16 protein-coding genes are annotated in these 16,482 nt (G+C 55.9%); 8 read left to right on the top strand and 8 right to left on the bottom strand.

The window, feature by feature from the left end:
* Positions 1-8: 8 nt before the first annotated feature.
* A complete protein-coding gene (locus HMPREF9238_RS01600) occupies positions 9-857 on the bottom strand; it encodes a spermidine synthase (RefSeq protein WP_016443689.1) in 849 nt (282 codons plus the stop codon).
* A gap of 33 nt (positions 858-890) precedes the next feature.
* On the opposite strand from HMPREF9238_RS01600, the gene dinB reads away from it, so the two are divergent.
* Positions 891-2,144 carry a DNA polymerase IV gene (gene dinB, locus HMPREF9238_RS01595; protein WP_016443688.1) on the top strand — a complete coding sequence of 418 codons (1,254 nt, stop codon included), beginning with the start codon at positions 891-893 and terminating at the stop codon, positions 2,142-2,144.
* A 104-nt stretch (positions 2,145-2,248) separates the two neighbouring features.
* Positions 2,249-2,632, top strand: coding sequence for a DUF3040 domain-containing protein (locus tag HMPREF9238_RS01590; RefSeq protein ID WP_016443687.1), 384 nt, complete (start codon positions 2,249-2,251; stop codon positions 2,630-2,632).
* 113 nt (positions 2,633-2,745) lie between these two features.
* Here HMPREF9238_RS01590 and glgC read toward each other — a convergent pair whose 3' ends face one another.
* Positions 2,746-3,984, bottom strand: coding sequence for a glucose-1-phosphate adenylyltransferase (gene glgC, locus HMPREF9238_RS01585; RefSeq protein WP_016443686.1), 1,239 nt, complete (start codon positions 3,982-3,984; stop codon positions 2,746-2,748).
* A 108-nt stretch (positions 3,985-4,092) separates the two neighbouring features.
* Between glgC and glgA the strand changes: the two genes are divergently transcribed.
* From glgA to HMPREF9238_RS01560, 5 genes are all read left to right on the top strand, one after another.
* On the top strand, positions 4,093-5,319 hold the full coding sequence (gene glgA / locus HMPREF9238_RS01580; protein WP_016443685.1) for a glycogen synthase: 1,227 nt from the start codon (positions 4,093-4,095) through the stop codon (positions 5,317-5,319).
* Between the two features lie 89 nt (positions 5,320-5,408).
* Positions 5,409-6,209 (top strand): ABC transporter ATP-binding protein, encoded by an 801-nt coding sequence (locus HMPREF9238_RS01575; RefSeq protein ID WP_016443684.1) that lies wholly within the window; start codon positions 5,409-5,411, stop codon positions 6,207-6,209.
* 17 nt (positions 6,210-6,226) lie between these two features.
* A complete protein-coding gene (locus HMPREF9238_RS01570; RefSeq protein WP_016443683.1) occupies positions 6,227-6,652 on the top strand; it encodes an NfeD family protein in 426 nt (141 codons plus the stop codon).
* A 16-nt stretch (positions 6,653-6,668) separates the two neighbouring features.
* Positions 6,669-7,535 carry an SPFH domain-containing protein gene (locus tag HMPREF9238_RS01565; protein WP_016443682.1) on the top strand — a complete coding sequence of 289 codons (867 nt, stop codon included), beginning with the start codon at positions 6,669-6,671 and terminating at the stop codon, positions 7,533-7,535.
* A gap of 16 nt (positions 7,536-7,551) precedes the next feature.
* Positions 7,552-8,265: a histidine phosphatase family protein gene (locus tag HMPREF9238_RS01560; protein ID WP_016443681.1), complete on the top strand. Its 714-nt coding sequence runs from the start codon at positions 7,552-7,554 to the stop codon at positions 8,263-8,265.
* A gap of 67 nt (positions 8,266-8,332) precedes the next feature.
* Here the strand turns inward: HMPREF9238_RS01560 and HMPREF9238_RS01555 are convergent, their stop codons facing one another.
* The 5 genes from HMPREF9238_RS01555 to HMPREF9238_RS01535 all read right to left on the bottom strand — a co-directional run bounded on the left by HMPREF9238_RS01555 (position 8,333) and on the right by HMPREF9238_RS01535 (position 13,090).
* On the bottom strand, positions 8,333-9,106 hold the full coding sequence (locus HMPREF9238_RS01555; RefSeq protein ID WP_016443680.1) for an amino acid ABC transporter ATP-binding protein: 774 nt from the start codon (positions 9,104-9,106) through the stop codon (positions 8,333-8,335).
* The gene (locus tag HMPREF9238_RS01550) at positions 9,103-10,038 is read right to left on the bottom strand and encodes an amino acid ABC transporter permease (protein WP_016443679.1); all 936 of its coding nucleotides are present in this window, start codon (positions 10,036-10,038) and stop codon (positions 9,103-9,105) included. The genes HMPREF9238_RS01555 and HMPREF9238_RS01550 overlap by 4 nt, the downstream gene beginning before the upstream one ends.
* 3 nt (positions 10,039-10,041) lie before the next feature.
* Complete coding sequence (locus HMPREF9238_RS01545) at positions 10,042-10,968, bottom strand: ABC transporter substrate-binding protein (RefSeq protein ID WP_016443678.1); 927 nt, start codon at positions 10,966-10,968, stop codon at positions 10,042-10,044.
* A gap of 169 nt (positions 10,969-11,137) precedes the next feature.
* Positions 11,138-11,869, bottom strand: a complete 732-nt coding sequence (locus tag HMPREF9238_RS01540) for a DUF4191 domain-containing protein (protein ID WP_016443677.1) — start codon at positions 11,867-11,869, stop codon at positions 11,138-11,140.
* 12 nt (positions 11,870-11,881) lie between these two features.
* Positions 11,882-13,090 carry an MFS transporter gene (locus HMPREF9238_RS01535; RefSeq protein WP_016443676.1) on the bottom strand — a complete coding sequence of 403 codons (1,209 nt, stop codon included), beginning with the start codon at positions 13,088-13,090 and terminating at the stop codon, positions 11,882-11,884.
* A 212-nt stretch (positions 13,091-13,302) separates the two neighbouring features.
* On the opposite strand from HMPREF9238_RS01535, the gene HMPREF9238_RS01530 reads away from it, so the two are divergent.
* The gene (locus tag HMPREF9238_RS01530; RefSeq protein ID WP_040316429.1) at positions 13,303-14,589 is read left to right on the top strand and encodes a protein kinase family protein; all 1,287 of its coding nucleotides are present in this window, start codon (positions 13,303-13,305) and stop codon (positions 14,587-14,589) included.
* Between the two features lie 117 nt (positions 14,590-14,706).
* Here HMPREF9238_RS01530 and sucB read toward each other — a convergent pair whose 3' ends face one another.
* Positions 14,707-16,473, bottom strand: a complete 1,767-nt coding sequence (sucB, locus tag HMPREF9238_RS01525) for a 2-oxoglutarate dehydrogenase, E2 component, dihydrolipoamide succinyltransferase (protein ID WP_016443674.1) — start codon at positions 16,471-16,473, stop codon at positions 14,707-14,709.
* Positions 16,474-16,482 lie beyond the last annotated feature (9 nt).

Genomic DNA, 16,482 nt, shown 5'->3' with positions numbered 1-16,482 from the left:
GCCGAGCTCTACCGCAACTCAAGTGGTGGCGCGTGGCGAGCCCAGTACGCACTGTCTTTCTTGCTGAAGTAGCGCGGGGTGAGGGGAAGGCGCCGGATGAGGCGTTGCAGTTCGTTCCATTTTGCGGCCACGTCCTCGCCCGCGTCGGCGGGCTTGTAGGCAACGATAACTACGTTGCCGTGTCTGCCCCCGGTAAAGATCCGTCCTTCCGCGATGGTGCAGACGTGGTCGAAAACAGCGAGCACTGCCGATAGGTCGTTGCGCGCGTCATCGCCGCCGCCCCCGTGCACGCAGTTTACGAGAAGGAGTCTGCCAGGCCGGAGCACCTCGTATGCTTTTTGGTAGAACTCCAGGGTGCGTAGCGGCCTGGGGGTGTGCGCGCCGACGAACACGTCTCGCACGATGACGTCGAAGCGGGAGGAGCGCATAGCTTGTAGCTCTTGCCAGGCTTCGCCCTCGCGAATCTTGAGGTATGGGGCGCGCGGCAGGTCAAAAAGTTCGCGCATGGCGGCGGATAGCTGCCCGTTGAGCTCTACCACGGTTTGTTTTGAGCCGGGTCGAAGATGATGCCAGGCGAGGGGAAGAGCGCAGGCGGCTCCGCCCAGGTGAAGGGCTTCGAGGGGGCGACCCGGCACGAACGCGTCAATGGCAGCGGTGATTTGCTGCATGTATTCGAATTCAAGCAGCGTTGGATCAAGTAGGTTGATAGAAGAAGATTCGTAGGTGTCCAGGTAAACGGTTGCGAGTTGTTGGTCTACAACGATTTCAACTTCAGTGCCGCCGGCATCGAAAGTCAGTCCGTTTTTGAGGGTGAGCTTGTCGGTCTCATGGTTTTGAACACCGTGTTTTTTCGCCATGCTGTAGACGTTACAACATTTTGAGGGAGGGCCATGTCGAAGGCGCCACGTTCCGCCGCTGCGAAGCGGGACTGGGGTAGTGACGATACGGGTTGCAATATCTTGCACGTCGATATGGATTCCTTTTTCGCGCTCGTGGAGGTTTTAGAAGATCCCAGTTTGCGTGGCAAGCCGCTGATTGTAGGAGGGCGAGGTAACCGCGGCGTGGTGACTTCTGCAACGTATGATGTGCGCGCCCTCGGAGTGCACGCGGGGATGCCGATGTCGCAGGCACGCCGCAGAGCTCCGGGTGCAGTTGTGGTGCCAGGCCGCAGGGAGGTGTATTCGCAGTATTCGTCTCGGGTGATGGAGATCCTGCGCTCAGTCACGCCGGCTGTGGAGCAGATTAGTATTGATGAGGCGTTCTTGGATGTCTCGGGTTCCATCCGACGTTTAGGTAGTCCAACTAAAATTGCGCAACTTATCCGTGAGCGCGTGCGCGGTGAGGTTGGCTTGGTGGCCTCTATCGGTATTTCTAGTGTTAAATCGGTGGCAAAGATCGCTTCCAGCCACGCCAAGCCGGATGGCGTCCTACTTATTCCGCAGGAGCGAACGGTTGATTTTTTGCAAGAGCTTCCTGTTGGCGCCCTGTGGGGTGTGGGAGGGCGCACGCAGCAAGTCCTTTCTGTAAACGGTATAGAAACGGTGGCCGACTTGGCACATTACTCACTGACTCGTTTGGATAAACTACTTGGCGTAGCGTCTTCGCGGCGTTTGCATGACCTCGCGTGGGGAATCGACCCGCGCAAAGTGAAAGTGCAGCGGCTAGAAAAGTCGATTGGTACAGAAACGACGTTTGGCGAAGACATTTTCGATCCGAATATTTTGGAGCAGGTACTCCTGGAACAATCTCATGACAATGCCAGGCGCCTGCGGGCGGCAAAAATGGTTGCGTGGACAGTAGCTATCAAAGTGCGCGCGGCTGATTTCCACACGGTTTCACGGTCTCAAACTTTAACGAGTCCAACCGATGTGGGCATGGAGATTGCGAAGGCAGCGCACAACCTGTTTCGCGCTTACGGGGTGCCAAGTGATGGGGTTCGCCTCATCGGTGTGCGCACCGAGAACCTGCAGGAACGTACACAGGGAGTCGCGGTCACACTAGACGACGATGGCAGGGCGAGATCTGCTGAGCGAACCATGGATGCGGTTAAAGAGAAGTTCGGAATCGATGCGTTGCGTCCCGCCACCTTGATTGCAAAACGCCCTCGCGAAAAGGATGCGAATAGCGCTGGAAGTGCTCCCTAAACCGCGTTGTAACCAACTTCAGTTAGTAAATGCTGCGGGCACACTTTAGTATTGGACTAGACAATCAGAGTTGATCGTTTACAGCGATGACACGGAGGTGAAAAATGGCACTTTCAGACCAAGAGCGTCAGATTCTTGAACAGATGGAACGCGAACTTCGCATCCAGGATCCAGATCTTGCATCGACCATGTCTTCGCAGCCTGCGCCCAAGGCTATTCGAGAACACAAATCGTATTCTCCGCGTCGCGTTGCTACGGGCATTGTCATAGCCGTGGTGGGTTTGATCCTTCCCCTGGTGGGCATCTCAGTTGGTCCTACTTGGCTTGCTGTCTTGCTGGGTGTTGCAGGTTTTGCACTCATGCTTGTGGGTGTGCTCATGATCGCCGTTCCTACGGAGCAAGGTGGAACCTCGCAGGGGAAGTCCGTGAAATCAAAGTCAGATTTCATGACACGCCAGCAACAAAAATGGGATCAGCGCAAAAACTGACCAGACTTACCTAGTAGTTAAATTCGCGCAGGCGCGGCCTTAACTTCGCATGCAGCTGACATGTAAAGACACAAAAGTGGTGGAGAGCGAGCTACTCTCCACCACTTTTACGCTTACGCTCTCTTCTTGATCACATAACCCTTCGGCACCACGGTGATGCCAGACTCTGTAACCGTCAGGCCTCGCTCGCGATCGTAGTCCAGGTCAACGCCCACTTCAGCGCCGTCTTCAACGATCACGTTCTTATCCAAGATGGCTTTTGAAACGATAGCGTTGCGACCAATACGACACCCGTCCATAACCACAGAGTCAAGGATCCTCGCCCAAGAGTGGACGTACACGCCGGGGGAGAGAATCGAGTGAACTACCTCGCCGCCCGAGATGATCACGCCGGGGGAGATAAACGAGTCGAGGGCGTGGCCGAGGCGGCTGGTTTCGGAGTACACGAATTTCGCCGGGGGAAGGTGGCCCGGGATTTGCGTCAGCGTTGGCCAATCGAGGTTGTACAGGTTGAAAATCGGATGAACTGAGATCAGGTCCATGTTCGCGTCGTAGAACGCGTCGAGAGTACCAACGTCACGCCAGTAGTCCGCGTCACGCTCTGTGGATCCGGGAACCACATTGTCGATGAAGTCGTAAACGCCGCAACCACCGTTTTGAACAAACCAGGGGACGAGGTCACCGCCCATATCATGGTTCGAGTCGGGGTTCTGCGCGTCCTCGCGCAGGGCCTTCTCAAGTGCTTCGGTGGTGAACACGTAGTTACCCATGGAGGCGAGGAAGCTGTTCGGGTCATCCGGCAGACCCTCGGTGGTCTCAGGCTTTTCCAGGAACTCGGACACGCGACCATTTTCGGCCTTGATGACACCGAAAGAGGAGGACAGCTCGAGCGGCTGGCGAATACCTGCAACGGTGCATGGCAAGCCCGAGGCAATATGGTGATCCACCATCTGCGAAAAGTCCATGCGGTAAATGTTGTCCGCCCCAACGATCACCACGTAATCGGGGCGCTCATCTTCTATGGTGTTGAGCGACTGATAGATGGCGTCTGCCGAGCCCTGGTACCAGTGCTCACCACGACGCTGCTGAGCGGGAACCGGTGCCACGTAGTTGCCAAGAAGGGTGGACATACGCCACGTCTTGGTGATGTGACGGTCCAATGAGTGAGACTTGTACTGCGTGAGAACCACGATCCGTAAGTAACCAGAATTCACGATATTCGACAGTGCGAAGTCAATGAGGCGGAAGTGTCCACCAAATGGTACGGCCGGCTTAGCGCGGTCGTCGGTGAGGGGGCGTAGCCTGCTGCCTGCGCCGCCAGCAAGAACAATTGCAAGTACGTGTTTAGCCATGTCTTAAGAGTATCTGTGACGAACCACTCTCGTCAGCACATTCGCTTCGATATTCTGGAGTTGGCGATCATTGTTGACTTGTTTCGTTAGATCTAGGGGATGGTTAATATGCGCGTTGATTTACTTACCCGTGAGTATCCACCAAATATTTATGGTGGCGCTGGTGTGCACGTGAATGAGCTAGCTCGAGTGTTAAGACCCATGGTGGATCTTCGGGTGCACACGTTTGATGGTCCGCGTACCCCCGGTGCGCCCGGCGGTGAAGACGGCGTTACCGGCTACAGCTACCTTCCCGAGCTAGAGGGGGCGAACAGCGCGCTTCGAACGTTTGGCGTTGATCTTTTGATGGCCAGTGGCATTGAGGGCACGGATCTGGTGCATTCGCATACGTGGTACGCGAATCTAGGCGGACACCTCGGCAAGCTCCTGCACGATGTCCCACACGTAATTTCGGCGCACTCTCTCGAACCACTTCGTCCGTGGAAGGCGGAGCAACTGGGCGGCGGATACAGCCTGTCGTCATGGGCGGAAAAGACCGCGTACGAGGCCGCCGATGGCATCGTGGCTGTGTCCAATGGCATGCGGGCAGATATTTTGCGCTCCTATCCAAACATTGATCCGGACCGAGTACACGTGATCCATAACGGCATCGACTTAGACGAGTGGGCAAAGCCAAAGACGGATGAAGAGAAGGCGGCTGCGCGTGCAGCGCTTGACCGACTCGGAATTGATCCGTCTATCCCCACGGTGGTGTTCGTCGGTCGAATTACGAGACAGAAGGGGCTTCCCCACCTGCTTCGTGCGCTCCGTGATATTCCGAAGGACGCGCAGATTGTGCTGTGCGCGGGAGCGCCTGACACGCCCGAGATTATGAACGAGGTCACTGGTCTGGTGGAGGAGCTTCGGGCTGAGCGTGACCGAGTATTCTTCATTACTGACATGCTTCCGCGCGCCGAACTTGTAGCCATTCTCGATGCCGCAACAGTTTTCGTAACCCCCTCGATATATGAGCCACTCGGCATTGTGAACCTGGAGGCTATGGCGGTGAACCTCCCGGTGGTTGGCACTGCTACCGGTGGCATTCCAGATGTGATTGTCGATGGGGAGACCGGCTATCTCGTGCCGATCGAGCAAAAACAGGACGGTACGGGCACGCCGCTTAACCCGAAGCAGTTCCACGCCGATTTGGCGCTAAGACTCACAAAGCTACTGGAGAACCCGGAACTGGCTGCAAAAATGGGGCAGGCCGGGAGACGCCGGGCAGAGGAACAGTTCGCTTGGACTACTATCGGTGAGCGCACTGTTGAGCTCTACCAGAAGATTTTGCAGGGCTAATTTCTACGTTGTTCGCCCGGACTGATAGCCGTGTCAGTCCGGGCATTCTCATACCGCGCCCAGAACAGTTGCAAGGTAAACTTTATTTCATGGAACACGTTGTAGATTTGCGTAATGTCGAAGTCCGTCGCAACAATAATCCGATTTTGAAGGATGTTTCGTGGACGGTTAATGCCGGTGAAAACTGGGTGATCCTGGGCCCCAACGGGGCGGGAAAGACGACGCTTGTAAATCTACTTACTGGCAGAGTGTTCCCCTCCATTTCGGCGGACTCGCAGCATATCGCTAAGGTTCTTGACTATCAGCTTGGCCGCGTGGATTTGAAGGATCTTCGCACTATCGTGGGAATGGCAAGCTCCGGGGAAGAACATTTGGTGGGCACCAAGCTTTCCGTCATGGATCTTCTTCTATCCGCGCTTTACGGCAAGATTGTCCGTGGTCGAGAAGAATATGAGGAGCAGGATCTGCGCCGCGCTTCAGATTTGCTTCACATCATGGGAGTGGGCTACCTTGCCCAGCGGACATTTCGTACTCTTTCAGAGGGCGAACGCCAGCGCGTACTGATATGCCGAGCCTTGATGGCGGATCCGGAGGTGTTGATTCTTGACGAACCAACGGCGGGATTAGATCTTGGGGCTCGCGAGCTGCTAGTTATGGCGTTGGAGGAGATCGGTAAAGACAAGAACGCTCCGGCCATGATCTTAGTGACTCACCACGTCGAGGAGATTCCCCGATGCTTCACGCACGCGGCGCTAATGAACGCAGGCTCTATTGTTGCAGCCGGTCCGATTGCGCAGATTCTGGTTGACGACGTCGTATCGTCAGCATTCGGGTTGCCCCTCAAGGTATCTTCGACTGATGGCCGGTGGAGTGCCAGGGCAGACTACTAGAGAGTTAAGGATTGCACATGACCCTTGCTTGGTGGCTTGTTATCGCGCTTGGTCTTGGCGTGGTCGAGGTCCTAACTGTCGATTTAATTTTCATTAATTTGGCGTTCGCGGCAGTTGCTGCGGGCCTATTTGCATATGCCGGTTTTGGTCTGGTAGGTCAGCTGGTTGCCTTTAGTGTGGTAGCTGTCCTTCTGCTTTTGTTGGTGCGACCGTGGGCGAAGTCGTTCATGGAGCGTCATACTCCAAATATTCAAACCAATGTTCGTGCTCTGGTGGGACAAACCGCAACGGTGGTAGAACCTGTGAATCAACATGATGGCAGGATCCGCTTGGACGGGGAAGTCTGGTCGGCGCGCACGAGCGGCGGGGAGATTCCCATTGGCGCTAGTGTCATCGTCACCCAAATCGATGGTGCTACTGCCGTTGTAGCGTTAAAGTCCTGATTTTTAGGAGGCACCCATGCCCTATGTAGCTATAGTTTTGCTACTGCTGGTCGTCGTGATTGTGGTGCGGGCAATCCGCATTGTTCCCCAGTCGCGCGCACTTGTAGTTGAGCGCCTCGGCCGTTTTCACACGGAAATGTACGCCGGTTTGCACCTGATTGTTCCGTTTATTGATCGTATTGCTTCGCAGGTTGACTTACGTGAACAGGTCACCTCGTTTCCTCCACAACCCGTGATTACTGCAGATAACGTGGTAGTTTCGATCGATTCGGTTATTTACTACCAGGTAACCGATCCTCGTAGCGCAACCTATGAGATCGCGAACTATATTTCCGCTATTGAGCAACTCACGGTAACAACTTTGCGTAACGTGATTGGCTCGTTGGATCTTGAACAGACGCTCACGTCGCGCGACGATATCAACTCGCGTTTGCGTGGCGTTTTGGATGAGGCAACCGGTAGGTGGGGGATTCGCGTCAATCGCGTGGAGCTGAAGGCGATTGATCCGCCCCCGTCGATTCAGCAGGCAATGGAACAGCAGCTTCGCGCGGAGCGCGACAAGCGTGCCGCTATTTTGACCGCAGAGGGCGTGCGCCAGTCGCAGATTTTGCAAGCTGAGGGTGAGAAACAGTCCGAGATCCTTCGCGCTGAAGGTTTCGCGCAGGCCCGAGTCCTTGAGGCGGAGGGCGAATCACGCGCTATCCAGCAGGTGTTTGAAGCTATCCACCGGGGGGACGCAGATCCGAAGTTGCTTGCCTACAAGTATTTGGAGATGCTCCCGGAGCTGTCGAAGGGGCAGGGCTCGAAGGTGTGGGTTGTTCCCACCGAGCTGACTGCTGCTTTGAGTGCTATCTCTACCGGTTTCACAGGCGAAGAAAAATAGTCTTTAAGGAGGATAATTGCGTCTCGTTTTGGTCCGTCACGGCCAGACTTCGTCCAATATCTCACACGCTTTAGATACCGCGATGCCCGGAGCTGACCTCGATGAGGCAGGCACGGCGCAGGCGCAGGAGCTCGCGGATAACTTTGAGCAACTTGTGGGCTCAAAACCGTCGGCGATCTACGTTTCGCCGCTACAGCGCACTTTGCAAACTGCTGCTCCGCTCGCGCAAAAGTATGGGCTGGAGCCGCTGGTGCGTGAAGGAATTCGGGAGGTGATCGCGGGGGACATCGAGATGTCCACGAAGAGCGAAGATATTCGCACTTATTTGGAGGCAGTGCTCGCGTGGATAGACGGTGATCTGGATTGGCAGATGCCCGGAGGTGAGGACGGCTGGCAGACGCGGGCGCGTTTTGGTGCGGTCATTGCCGAAGCTTTAGGCGCTGCCAACGAGGAGTTTGGGCCTGATGCGACGGTGGTGTTGGTGGCCCATGGGGCGATTATTCGCGTGATCTCTGCGACGCTCTCGGGTGACTACAATCGGGAGCTGGTGGCTCGCTATCCGATGGAAAACGCGGCAACTACCGTGCTGGAGTGGAAGGGCGAGGCGCAGGATTGGTTGCAGGATCGCTCTTTGTGGCAGGGGGTAACCTGGTCTGATAGACCTTTGGACTCCTACGAGTTGACGGGTGGCCCGGTAGTTCCGAAGGAATCGGGGCTTCGACCCAGCTGATTAACGAAAAACCCGGTGGCGAGAATTTCAGCATGCCACCGGGTTTTCTATTGATAAAACTGAGGGTTTACAGTACCTTCCCAAAGAATTCCTGGGCGCGCGGATGCTGCGGGTTTTCTATGATGGATCGAGCATCGCCGTCTTCAACGATTTTGCCGTCATCCATGAATACGAGATGGTCTGCCACCTCCTTAGCGAACCCGATCTCGTGGGTGACAACTACCATCGTCATGCCGTCTTTAGCGAGATCCTTCATCACTTCTAAGACTTCGCCCACAAGTTCTGGGTCGAGGGCAGAAGTAGGCTCGTCGAACAGCATGAGTTCAGGTTTCATGGCTAGCGCGCGAGCGATGGCCACGCGCTGCTGCTGCCCACCAGAGAGTTCAGCGGGGTAGTGGTCAGTCCGATCCGCAAGGCCGACGCGCTCGAGTAGTTTGACCGCCTCAGACCTTGCCTGCTCTTTTGGCACGCGTTGAACCTGCACGGGCCCTTCCATGACGTTTTCAAGGGCGGTCATGTGGGGAAAGAGGTTGAAGCGCTGAAACACCATGCCGATGCGCGAGCGTTGCGCGGTGATTTGCTTGTCACGAAGCTCGTGAAGCTCGATCTTGCCGCGACGCTCCACCTCACGCATTCCCATGAGTTCGCCTTCGAGGTAGACGCGACCAGCAGAGATCTTCTCCAACCCATTGATGCAGCGAAGAAGCGTTGATTTGCCGGATCCCGAGGGGCCCAGGAGCACGCACACTTCACCTTTCTCCACGTTCATATCGACACCTTTGAGCACATGGAGGTCGCCAAGGAACTTGTGTACATCTTTGATCTCAATCATTGCTGTCATGGTGTCACGTCCATAAATGGGTTGTTCTGCGTGGTATTGGCACTGCTGATGAGATCTTGCTTGGACGGCTTGCGCTTGGCGTTCTTATTGGCTTGCTCGTCAAATCCCCTCCCGAAATAACGCTCCAGATACATCTGTCCGATCATGAGAACGGAGGTGATAAACAGGTACCAGATGGCGGCTGCCACGAGTAGCGGAACCGGGGCAAACAGTTGGATGCCCTTGTCGCGAGCTGCCCAGGTGAGCTCGAGCGTGAACGGGATAGCTGCCACCAGGGAAGTAGTCTTAAGCATAGATATAGTCTCATTGCCAATAGGCGGAATGATTACGCGCATGGTTTGCGGCAAGATGATGCGGCGCAGAATTTGACCGCGTTTCATGCCAAGTGCAGTGGCGGCTTCCCACTGTCCTTTGTCTACGGCGTTAAGGCCTGAACGAATGATTTCTGCCAGGTAGGCACCCTCGTTCAAGGAAAGACCCACGATGGCCATCCAAAACGCGGTGAACACCGTGGCAGTTTCGAAAGAGACGAACTCGGGGCCAAAAGGAATGCCCAGTGACAACCGCGGGTAGAGGGTGGGTAAGAGTGACCAAAATATAAGTTGCGTGTATATGGGGGTGCCCCGGAAGAACCAGATGTAGAACCACGCTACGTAACGCAGAATTGGATTTGGCGACTGGCGCATGATGGCCATGGTGATCGCGAGCACCGTGCCAACCGTCATGGAAATAATGGTGAGGATGAGCGTGTAGAACACGCCCGTCATGATGGTGTTAGAAAAGAGCCATTGCCAAACTACGGGCCACTGGAAATTAGGGTTTGTGACCAGCGAGTTGATCGCCATTGCGGCGAGGACGGCTACTACAGCTGCGGACAGCCAGCGCCCCGGCCGGGGGACCGGCCGGGGGTGGATGAGATTTACGTTATCCATGGATTACTTACCCGGGTCTACCTCGGCCTGAGAAAGGGCCGCGTCGCCCGCTCCGTAGAGGTTCAAGATGTCCTCAAGAATGCCCTTATCCATGAGGTACTGCAGCGCCTTCTGGACGGCCTCGGTAAGGGCAGCGTCGTCCTTGTTGATGACAATGCCCTGCGGTTCGGATTCGATAACTTCGCCCACCTGATCAAGCTGGCCGTTAGTCGACTTGATTGCCCAACCGGTGATAGTCGAATCTGACAGCACCGCATCGTATTGGCCGCCAATGAGCTTCGTCACGTTATCGGTATTGAGGTCGTGAGGCATGACTTTAATCGCGGGTTCACCCTTTGCCTCGCACTCGGCGGACAGCTCAGTTACGAAGGTTTGCTGGTAGGTGCCGGTTTGAACACCAATGGTCTTGCCACACGGGTTGCTTGGGTCAAATCCAGAAGGATTGCCAGCCTTGACGGCGTAGGAGGATCCCACCTCGACGTACGAGACCATATTGACCTGTTCGATTCGCTCTGGCGTGATTGTGAAGGACGAGGCTCCAATATCAAACTTGGTTCCGAGTGCCGGAATAATGGTTGCGAACTCCGCGTGGGTAGTGGTTCCTTCCGATAGACCCATTACTTTGGCTAGCGCCTTGACAAGTTCAATATCGTAACCGATGGGAGTTTGACCGTCGGTGTCGCGGAACTCAGCGGGCGCGTAGTCGGTCGAGGCGCCATTTCGTAGCTCGCCACGCGACTTGATTTCTTCAGGTACGAGGGCAGCAATGTCTGCCTGGGTTTCAATCGAGTCAATGTCGTAGAACTTGGCCACCGAATCGGACGGCGCGGTCGCGTCGTCGCTGGGCTGGTCTGGGTCAGAGCAGGCGGCGAGGGAAAGAGTGGCGAGGGTTGCAACCGCAACCATGCTGAGTATCTTCTGTGTTTTCATGGCGAAACTCCTAGAGGGAAAACTTATAACGTGTATAAGTATCGTCATTAGTGAATGAATATGCAAACTGGTGAATGTTTATTGAGATGTGAGTTGTGATACGCGTCGCGAAAAAATCTGCCGCCGAGAAACTCGGCGGCAGATTAGAAATATACGGTTAGAGAGAGGTTTACTTTCCGCGTAGGGCGCGTCTTGACATCTTTACCTTCGTTGGGTCAACGCCGTGGGGCATGCCACCGCCCTGCTTGGCGATAGAGGAGACCGCCTGGATGCGATTCGCAACTTCGGGAACTTCCTTCCGGTGTAGCGACTTGGGAAGTTTACGCAATTCAGCCTCGAGCTTCTCCAGCTTCACCTGATTCTCGCCTTCGCCAACGTGGATGACGTGCACCGGGACGTTGGTTACAACCCTTTGAGAGAGTTTGCGCTCGCGTTCAACCAGATCACGAACCCGCGCGTTTGGCCCCTCGGTGATGAGGACAACGCCGGGTCTGCCAATAAGGCGCCAAACGATGTCCTGGTTGCGGTTTGCGGCGATAGGCTCTTGCGTAACTATCCAACCTCTGCGGACCTGGGAGAGCACCGCATAAACGGAACCAACCGTACCCGATACCTGCCGGTACATAGCCTTTTTCACCAGCGCCGCAATGATCACCATAGGAATAAATGCGACGAGGGTAGCGGCCAAGAAGATGAGGATGTAGATATTCATCTTCACCCAGATGCCAAAGGCCACGAACAGGCCAGTTACACCAATGGTGGCGCCAAGTATGAGCCAGCCTACCCACGGGAACGTCCGCTTGGTGATCTTGTAAGCGTCGTGAAGGTTGTGGTACCACCGGCGCTTCTTCGGTTTATTCTCCGCAACAGGCGCGCGGGATTCTTTTTCTTTTTCAGCCATGATGGCCCCAGTTTACCTCCTTTTGGACAGCTGACGAATGTTCAGAATAAAGCCTACCAATGCAACGAGCATCCCCGCGCCAGCCGACGCTAAGAATGTCGGCTTGTCGCTGAAATTTTGGGCGATGACGCCGCCCATGCTCGATCCAATGGAAACGCCAATAACCACCGACGACTGCATGGAAGTCATCGCGATTGCGATACCGCCTCGCGGCGCGAGTGATTCAGCCAGGGTGAACGCGGTTACCATCGCGGGACCCACAAAGAATCCCGCAATCGTTAGCAGAATCGCCGTGAATACAAGGCCGTTTACGAGCGCAACCAGGCTCATCGCCGTGGCGATGCCAAGACCGCCGATAAGCAGACGAGTGGGCAGATTGATCCGTTCTGGGATGGCGACGGTCAAGATGGCCATGACGGCTGATCCGACGCCCATAGCTGCATATACGAGGCCGGCGATGCCCTGATGCCCCAAGAGTTCCGACCTCACTGTGGTTGCGGCTTGAGTGGTGCCAAACAGAATGCCAATGCCGGTCATGGCGATAATAGCGGGTGTGACGGCAAGGAGAACCTTCCCAACGCCAGGTCCCTGTTTAGTTGTGCTTGGCGTCGCCGGCCCCGTTTTTGGTGTGAGAAGCGCGAAGGCAATGCCGGCTGTGGCAACCAGTATGAATGCGAGGAATAGGGGTGCGGATGCGAACGCAGTGGTGGCCGCAATGCCAACGAGGGCGGGGCCAAGGACGAATACGAGCTCGTCTGCCATGGATTCATATGAGAGGGCGGCATTGAGTTCTTGTGGTGTGTTCGTCTGGTGGATCCACCGGGAGCGGGTAAACGATCCGATGGGGAGGGAGGTGAAGCCCACGGCCATGCAGGCAAGATACAGCGCAAGTCCAACCGTTGCGGACTGTACCGCCAAAAATAGGAGCAGTAACGCTAGCGCGTTAATCGGGGTGAGGAGGCGTAGTGGTAAAAATTGCCCTTTTCGATCTGCCCATTTGCCAATCAGTGGTCCTGCGATTGCAGTTGAAATTGCCGTGGTTGCAGTGGCTGCGCCGCCTTGCGCTACGGATCCTGTGCTAGCAGTGACTGCGGTCATAACGCCCAGGGGAAGCATGGCGTAGGGGGCTCTGGCTGCAAAAGCAATAACGAGTGCTTTCCAGCCCGTTAGCTGGGGGAGCACACGGTAGTGTCCGAGTGCTCGGAAAGGGGATGAATGCATTTTTCTTGATTCCGGTGTTGCTTACCCACCCGGGTTTTTGCTCATCCAACCGGCCAAACTGGCACTCACTAAAACAGTGGGGTCCCCATTGAGTAAAAAGCAGATGGGCGTCACGCTTGCGCGTGAGCTTTCCAAGTTTACCGCAAGTAATCCACAGGCGCGCTGATGCGGGTGAGGGGATTGCCGCAATGTGGTTGAGTTATCTCATGAGCATGAAGGGCTACGAAATCATTCAGCCGTTTACCGTGTCTTCCTCGGGCACGATTTGGCAGGCAACCACAAAAACTGGTGATGGTTGCTTGATTCGTTTCATTTCGGTTGATGAGGCCCACGCTCTTTCTGATCGCCTACAGACTCTTTCGCAGTTCGACAGCCCGTTTGTATCGCGAGTGATTGAGGTTGTGCCCGATGGTGCGCGAGTTGGGATCGTCACTTCATTCGTGGAGGGCCTGCCGCTCAACCAATGGACGCATCTTCCGGGAACAAATACACAGAATCGGGTGCGTGCACTGTTGCGTGACATCGCTTTGGGATTGAAGGATTTGCACGAGGCGGGGCTGGCACACGGTGACGTGTCCAGTACCAACGTGATCGTAGGAAGTGCCGGGGCGATTTTAGTTGACCACGTGCTCGGCACGGGCTTCACGCCGGGGTTTGCTGCTCCGGAGAAGCTGGATGGACAGACCGGGGACCCGCGAGCGGCCGATGTGTGGGCGTGGGGAGTTTTAGCTCGCGAACTCGGATTTACCGACGGTGTTGTGGAGCGAGCATTGGATCCAAACCCCGCTACGCGGATCTCAATAGCTCAAGTTTTAGAGTCAGAAGAGTTTACGGGAAATGTGGGTAGCGCCGCGATACCAATGGAGGCAGACGTTTCCATGCTGAATGCGGGCGATCTGCTTCGTTTGGAGACCTCTACGGCACAAACAGTTTGGCAGGATCGCCCAGCAGGTCGTCACGTGCGAGCGCGAAGAAAAGGGCGCGTTCGGATTGCGATTGCTGCAACGCTCGTTGTTGTCGGCATGGCCACGCTTGGATATTGGTGGATTCACCCAACCTCTCTTGCGCCCATGGCCTCCTCTGTTGACGAAGCGGAGACATCGGCAATCAAATGCCCCTCATCGGGCGAGGCGCAGGCAGTCGTCTCGGATCTAACTACAAAACGAAATCGGGCGATAGCGACATCTGATAGAGCGTTGCTGGAGACAGTAGTCGATACCGACAGCAAAGTTTTTGAAAAAGATATTGAGCTGATTGAAAGTATTGAGCAGTCGGGAATAGAAATCCGGAACCTAGTAACTTCGGTAACAGGTGTGAAGGTCGTGGAATGCTCTCCGTTAGAAGTCCTCGTAACCTTTACCCAAAACGAACACGAACGGTGTCAGGGGGATGTTTGCGAGGTGGTGGAAGCGCAGCCGGCAAGCCGGTTGAAGCTTACTTTCACTGGCCCGCCTTGGCGCGTTAGCGATGTGACTGCGGTGGATCCCGAACACCTCTAGCCGAGTTCGCCAGGCAGTAAGCCGCTCGCGATTCGTGTTCGCCTTTGCTAACGCGAAAAACCAAAATGAAAACGGGGCAGCCCGATGATAATCGGACTACCCCGTAGTTAGTTACGGCTAGAGACCAAGCTCGGCCTCGAACTCTGCTTCTTCGAGGCGGTTCTTAATCGCAGTGAGGAAGCGACCTGCGTCAGCGCCATCGATGAGGCGGTGATCGTAGGTGAGAGCAAGGTAAACCATGGAGCGAATACCAATGGTTTCATTGCCGTCCGCATCCTTGATTACCATCGGACGTTTGACAATGCGGCCAACGCCAAGAATACCAACCTGCGGCGCGTTTAGAACCGGCGTGTCGAACAGGGCGCCAATCGCACCGGTGTTCGTGACGGTGAACGTAGCACCAGAAAGTTCTTCTGGCTTGACCTGACCATCACGTGAACGGGCAGCTAGATCGTTGATCGCGCGGGCGATGCCCGAGAGCGTTAGGTCGCCAGCATCCTTGATAACTGGAACCATGAGACCGCGCTCGGTGTCAACTGCCATACCGATGTGCTCGTAGTTGAAGTATTCAACTTCCTTGCCCTTAATCTCGGCATTGAGCTTCGGGTACATCTTGAGCGCTTCCGTGGTGGCCTTGATGAAGAACGGCAGGAAGGACAGTGAGGTGCCTTCGCGAGCTTCAAACGACGCCTTTGCACGCTTGCGTAGCGCAGCAATGCGGGTCACATCGGCCTCAACAACCGTGGTTAGCTGAGCCGAGCCCTGCAGTGAACTCATCATGCGGTCGGCAATTACCTGACGCATGCGAGTCATCTTTTGCGTGGTGCCGCGCAGCGTGGTGTCTTCGATTACCGTGCTCTTCGGTGCGGCAGGTGTAGCGCTCGACGCTGGAGCGGCGGTTGTAGCGGCGCGCTTGTCAGCCTCTTCCTTCGCGGCAAGGACGTCTTCCTTGCGGATCCGGCCGCCAATGCCTTGGCCTGTTACGTTAGCGAGGTCAACGCCGAGCTCCTTCGCAAGCTTACGCACGATCGGGGTGACGTACTTGCCGGAGGCGGAAATGTCAGTCTGTGCGGGCTTGGCCGGCTCCGGTTTCTTTGTGCCAGCCGGTTCCGGCTGCGCATTAGGCGCAGGTTCTGGCGTAGGAGCTGGAGCTGGTGCCGGCGTAGGAGCTGGAGCTGGTTCTGGCGTAGGAGCTGGTGCCGGTGCCGGCGTAGGAGCTGGTGCCGGTGCGGGCTCAGCCTCGGGTTCGGGCTGGGCAACAGCATCATCGGCAACGGGTGAACCGGTGGAGATGACCGCAACAACGGTATCAACGTCCACCGTCTCGTCCTCGTCCACCTTGATCTCGGCGAGGAAACCAGAGACGGGGGAGGGAACCTCGGAATCAACCTTGTCAGTCGATACCTCCAGTAGGGGTTCGTCGGCCTCAACCTTGTCGCCAACTGCCTTTAGCCACGCAGAAACGGTGCCTTCGGTTACTGATTCGCCAAGGGCAGGCATCTTAACCTCGATAAGTTCGCCATCCTGCGACGGGGCCGGGGACTCCTGCGCAGCTGGTGCGGCCGGTGCCGGCTCAGCTACCGGGGCCTCTTCAGCCGGTGCTTCTTCGGCTGGAGCTGGCTCTTGTGCGGGAGCTTCCGCTTCGCCCTCGTCACCAATTAGGGCGATGACGGAGCCAACTTCAACAGTCTCGTCCTCTTCAACCAAAATCTTGACGATCTTGCCTGCGTAGGGGGAGGGAACCTCAGAGTCAACCTTGTCGGTAGAAACTTCGACGATGGGCTCGTCTACCTCAACGGTGTCACCCACCTGCTTAAGCCATTCGGTTACAGTGCCTTCGGTGACGGACTCACCGAGAGCTGGCATCTTAATTTCTTGTGCCACTTTACGTAT

The sequence above is a fragment of the Gleimia europaea ACS-120-V-Col10b genome, from assembly GCF_000411155.1.
GTDB lineage: Bacteria > Actinomycetota > Actinomycetes > Actinomycetales > Actinomycetaceae > Gleimia > Gleimia europaea_B.
The sequence above is the reverse complement of the archived record's forward strand: the minus strand, read 5'-3'. Positions and strand labels throughout refer to the sequence as shown.

Excerpts from the sequence above, each read along its gene's own strand:
- HMPREF9238_RS01535 (WP_016443676.1), bottom strand. The coding sequence starts at position 13,090 with ATGCATTCATCCCCTTTCCGAGCACTCGGACACTACCGTGTGCTCCCC.
- HMPREF9238_RS01555 (WP_016443680.1), bottom strand. The coding sequence starts at position 9,106 with ATGACAGCAATGATTGAGATCAAAGATGTACACAAGTTCCTTGGCGAC.
- glgA (WP_016443685.1), top strand. The coding sequence starts at position 4,093 with ATGCGCGTTGATTTACTTACCCGTGAGTATCCACCAAATATTTATGGT.
- HMPREF9238_RS01530 (WP_040316429.1), top strand. The coding sequence starts at position 13,303 with ATGAAGGGCTACGAAATCATTCAGCCGTTTACCGTGTCTTCCTCGGGC.
- HMPREF9238_RS01575 (WP_016443684.1), top strand. The coding sequence starts at position 5,409 with ATGGAACACGTTGTAGATTTGCGTAATGTCGAAGTCCGTCGCAACAAT.
- HMPREF9238_RS01570 (WP_016443683.1), top strand. The coding sequence starts at position 6,227 with ATGACCCTTGCTTGGTGGCTTGTTATCGCGCTTGGTCTTGGCGTGGTC.
- HMPREF9238_RS01550 (WP_016443679.1), bottom strand. The coding sequence starts at position 10,038 with ATGGATAACGTAAATCTCATCCACCCCCGGCCGGTCCCCCGGCCGGGG.
- dinB (WP_016443688.1), top strand. The coding sequence starts at position 891 with ATGTCGAAGGCGCCACGTTCCGCCGCTGCGAAGCGGGACTGGGGTAGT.
- HMPREF9238_RS01545 (WP_016443678.1), bottom strand. The coding sequence starts at position 10,968 with ATGAAAACACAGAAGATACTCAGCATGGTTGCGGTTGCAACCCTCGCC.
- glgC (WP_016443686.1), bottom strand. The coding sequence starts at position 3,984 with ATGGCTAAACACGTACTTGCAATTGTTCTTGCTGGCGGCGCAGGCAGC.
- HMPREF9238_RS01565 (WP_016443682.1), top strand. The coding sequence starts at position 6,669 with ATGCCCTATGTAGCTATAGTTTTGCTACTGCTGGTCGTCGTGATTGTG.
- HMPREF9238_RS01600 (WP_016443689.1), bottom strand. The coding sequence starts at position 857 with ATGGCGAAAAAACACGGTGTTCAAAACCATGAGACCGACAAGCTCACC.
- HMPREF9238_RS01540 (WP_016443677.1), bottom strand. The coding sequence starts at position 11,869 with ATGGCTGAAAAAGAAAAAGAATCCCGCGCGCCTGTTGCGGAGAATAAA.
- HMPREF9238_RS01590 (WP_016443687.1), top strand. The coding sequence starts at position 2,249 with ATGGCACTTTCAGACCAAGAGCGTCAGATTCTTGAACAGATGGAACGC.